At 70.7% G+C, this 3,534-nt stretch carries 4 protein-coding genes; 2 read left to right on the top strand and 2 right to left on the bottom strand.

The features are described from left to right. Window positions 1-385 (top strand): ATP-binding cassette domain-containing protein (locus tag VHK87_RS10810; RefSeq protein WP_329634904.1); only part of this gene is annotated, 385 nt, incomplete at its 5' end. Next, the gene (locus tag VHK87_RS10805; protein WP_329634903.1) at window positions 385-930 is read left to right on the top strand and encodes a nitroreductase family protein; all 546 of its coding nucleotides are present in this window, start codon (window positions 385-387) and stop codon (window positions 928-930) included. The genes VHK87_RS10810 and VHK87_RS10805, both read left to right, overlap by 1 nt. On the opposite strand, the gene VHK87_RS10800 is transcribed toward VHK87_RS10805, so the two are convergent. Together VHK87_RS10800 and katG are read right to left on the bottom strand one after the other, a co-directional pair. Then, window positions 927-1,193, bottom strand: coding sequence for a hypothetical protein (locus tag VHK87_RS10800; protein ID WP_329634902.1), 267 nt, complete (start codon window positions 1,191-1,193; stop codon window positions 927-929). The two genes, VHK87_RS10805 and VHK87_RS10800, sit on opposite strands and share 4 nt — an antisense overlap. Window positions 1,194-1,378: 185 nt before the next feature. Further along, window positions 1,379-3,534, bottom strand: a 2,156-nt coding sequence (gene katG, locus VHK87_RS10795; protein WP_329634901.1) for a catalase/peroxidase HPI, incomplete at its 5' end; no start/stop codon positions are given.

Raw genomic sequence — 3,534 nt, 5'->3', positions numbered from 1 at the left:
CCTCGCAGGGCGGGAGGGCTCCTGGCCGTACGAGCTCTCCGGCGGCGAGCAGCAGCGGGTGGCGCTGGCCCGCTCGCTGGTGCGCGATCCCGAGCTGCTGCTGGCGGACGAGCCGTTCGGGGCGCTGGACGCCCTGACGCGGATCCGGATGCACGCGCTGCTGAAGGAGCTGTCGGCGCGCCACAACCCGGCCGTCCTGCTGGTGACGCACGACGTGGAGGAGGCCATCGCGCTCGCCGACCGCGTGGTCGTGCTGGACGCCGGCAAGGTCGCGGCCGACGTGCCGGTGGGACCAGCCGCCCGCCAGCGGCCAGAGCAGGTGCGCCTGCTCAAGCGGCGCCTGCTCTCCTTGCTTGGCGTGGACGCCGGGGCGGAGGCGGTGTGATGGGCAGCGTCGTTCCGCTGCATCCGAGGGCGCCCGCGCCGCCCCCGCTGGACCAGCTCTTTCGCGCGGCTGCGCCGGTCCGCTTCTCCGCCCGCCCCGTCCCGAGAGCGACTCTCGACGAGCTTTTCGCCCTTGTGAGCCTTGGCCCCAGCGGCGCCGAAGGGTCGGCCGCGAGGTACGTTTTCATCGTCAGCCCAGCCGCGCGGGCGAGGCTCTCGCGCCTGCTCCCCGAGGCCGCGCGGGGCAGCGTGGAGGCCGCCCCCGCCTGCGCGTTGGTCGGCTATGACGACGGCTTCGCCGAACTGTTGATGGGCCGCTCGGCGCCCGCGCCCCATTGGCGGCAATCGCGCCTGCAGCTCGTCCGCGAGACGGCTGCGCGCAATCGCGCTCTGCAGGGGGCCTGGCTGATCATCGCCGCGCGCACGCTCGGTCTCGAAGCGGCGCCCCTCGCCGAGTTCGACGGGGCGGCGGTGACGAAGGAGTTCCTCGGGGACGTGGCCACGGCGCAGTTCCTCTGCGTGCTGGGCTATCCCGAAGCGCCCTAGCCGCGCCCGGCCGGCCAATCGATGCGCTGGACCATCTCCGTCTCGCGCATGCGGTCCCAGACGAGGACCCGGCCGTCGGGCTCGTCCGTCTCCACGACCCGAAGGCCACGGTAGGTGGAGCGGAGCGACCAGTCAGCGGGGTCGGCGGCTCTGCGGAGCTGGCGGTACTGCGGGTGGGAGAGTTCGAGGACGCGGGGCTCGCCGAGCCGGTGGGCGACCAGGATCGCGAAGTTGACCGCTTGGGTGACGGCGTCGGTGTTCATGGGCCACCTGGGCCTTGGCTGTCGTTAGCTGAAGCGTCGCGCTTTTGTGCAGCAGCGTCAATGCTTTGCACCTCCAACCGCCGTCACCCCGGACGGCCCGCAGGGCCGATCCGGGACCCAGAAGCTGCGCTGGCGGCCCTGGGTCCCGGTTTTCCGCTACGCTGCGGCAGGGATGACAGTGAGGATCACGCCGCCCGGTGCAGCCTCTGGGGCCTGGGCAGGTCCCACCGGTCGGCGTTCATCACCTTGGTCCAGGCGCTGATGAAGTCGTTCACGAACTTCTCGCCCGCATCGTCCGAGGCGTAGACCTCGGCCAGGGCTCGCAGCTGCGAGTTGGCGCCGAACACCAGGTCGGTGCGGGTGGCCGTCCACTTCTCCTGGTCGCTCTTGCGGCAGGTGCCGACGAAAACCTCGTCGCCACGGTCGTCCACCTGTTTCCAGGCCGTGCCCATGTCGAGCAGGTTGACGAAGAAGTCGTTGGTCAGCTGGCCAGGCCGGTCGGTGAACACCCCGTGCCTCGAGCCGCCGTGGTTGGCGCCCAGAACGCGCAGGCCGCCGACCAGCACGGTCATTTCCGGCGCGGTCAGCTGCAGGAGCTGGGCCCGGTCGATCATCAGCTCCTCGGTGGGCACGCTGAAGCGGACCTGCAGGTAGTTGCGGAAGCCGTCGGCCTTCGGCTCCAACACCTCGAAGCTCTCGGCGTCGGTCTGTTCGGCCGAGGCGTCCATGCGGCCGGGCATGAACGGGACCTCGACGTTGCGGCCGGCGTCGCGGGCGGCCTTCTCCACCGCCGCCACCCCGCCCAGCACGATCAGGTCGGCCAGTGAGACCTTCTTGCCGCCGGACGCGGAGGCGTCGAAGTCGGCCTTGATCCGCTCCAGCACCGAGAGAACGCGGGCCAGCTTCTCCGGCTCGTTGACCTCCCAGTTCCGCTGCGGGTCCAGCCGGATGCGCGCGCCGTTAGCGCCGCCCCGGTGGTCCGAGTAGCGGTAGGTGGAGGCCGAGGCCCAGGCGGTGCGGACCAGGTCGGCGACCGACAGGCCGCTCGCCAGCAGCTTGCCCTTCAGCGCCTGGATGTCGGCCGCATCCACCAGCGGATGGTCGACCGGCGGGATCGGGTCCTGCCAGATCAGGTCCTCGGCCGGCACCTCGGGCCCGAGGTAACGGGACTTGGGTCCCATGTCGCGGTGGCAGAGCTTGAACCAGGCCCTGGCGAAGGCGTCGCCGAACGCGGCCGGATCGTTGCGGAACCGCTCGCAGATCTCCCGGTACTTCGGGTCCATCTTGAAGGCCATGTCGGCGGTGGTCATCATCGTCGGCACGCGCCGCTCCGGGCTGTGCGCGCCCGGCGCCAGGTCTTCCGGCTTCGGATTGATGGGCTGCCACTGCTTGGCCCCGGCCGGGCTGCGCACCAGCTCGTATTCGTAGTCGAGCAGCATGTGGAAGAAGCTCATGTCCCACTTGATGGGCGTGGGCGTCCAGGCGCCTTCGATGCCGCTGGTGATGGTGTGGTCGCCGATCCCGCTCTCGTGGCCGCTTTGCCAGCCAAGGCCCTGCTGGGCGATGTCCGCCCCCTCGGGCTCGGCCCCGACCTTGGAGGCGTCGCCGGCGCCGTGGCCCTTGCCGAAGGTGTGCCCGCCGGCGGTCAGGGCGACGGTCTCCTCGTCGTTCATGCCCATCCGCGAGAAGGTGGTGCGGATGTCCCGGGCCGACTTCAGCGGGTCCGGATTGCCGCCGGGACCTTCCGGGTTGACGTAGATCAGGCCCATCTGGACCGCAGCGAGCGGGTTCTCCAGGGCCCGGCCCGACTCCTCGTCGATGCGGGTCTGGTTGCCCTCGTGGCCGACCCACTGCTCCTCGGTGCCCCAGTAGATGTCCTTCAGGGGCTCCCAGACGTCCTTGCGGCCGCCGCCGAAGCCGAACACCGGCGCGCCCATGGACTCGAAAGCCACGTTGCCGGCCATGATCATCAGGTCGGCCCAGGAGAGCTTGCGGCCGTACTTCTTCTTGATCGGCCACAGAAGCCGGCGCGCCTTGTCGAGGTTGGCGTTGTCCGGCCAGCTGTTGAGCGGGGCGAAGCGTTGTCCGCCGGACGAGGCGCCGCCGCGGCCGTCGCCGGTGCGGTAGGTGCCGGCGCTGTGCCAGGCCATGCGGATGAAGAAGGGGCCGTAGTGGCCGTAGTCGGCCGGCCACCAGGGCTGGCTGTCGGTCATCAGCGCGGTCAGGTCACGCTTCACCGCCGCGTAGTCGAGGGTTTGGAACTCGGCGGCGTAGTCGAAGTCCTCGCCCATGGGGTCGCCGTGGGCGCCGTGCTGGTGAAGGATCTCCAGCGCGAGCTGGT

The organism is Phenylobacterium sp., assembly GCF_036263695.1.
In the GTDB taxonomy this organism is placed as follows: Bacteria; Pseudomonadota; Alphaproteobacteria; order Caulobacterales; family Caulobacteraceae; genus Phenylobacterium.
This window is presented reverse-complemented; position numbering and strand designations above follow the sequence as displayed.

Bases quoted from the DNA above. Each gene is read 5' to 3' on its own strand.
- VHK87_RS10805 (WP_329634903.1), top strand. From the start codon at position 385: ATGGGCAGCGTCGTTCCGCTGCATCCGAGGGCGCCCGCGCCGCCCCCG.
- VHK87_RS10800 (WP_329634902.1), bottom strand. From the start codon at position 1,193: ATGAACACCGACGCCGTCACCCAAGCGGTCAACTTCGCGATCCTGGTC.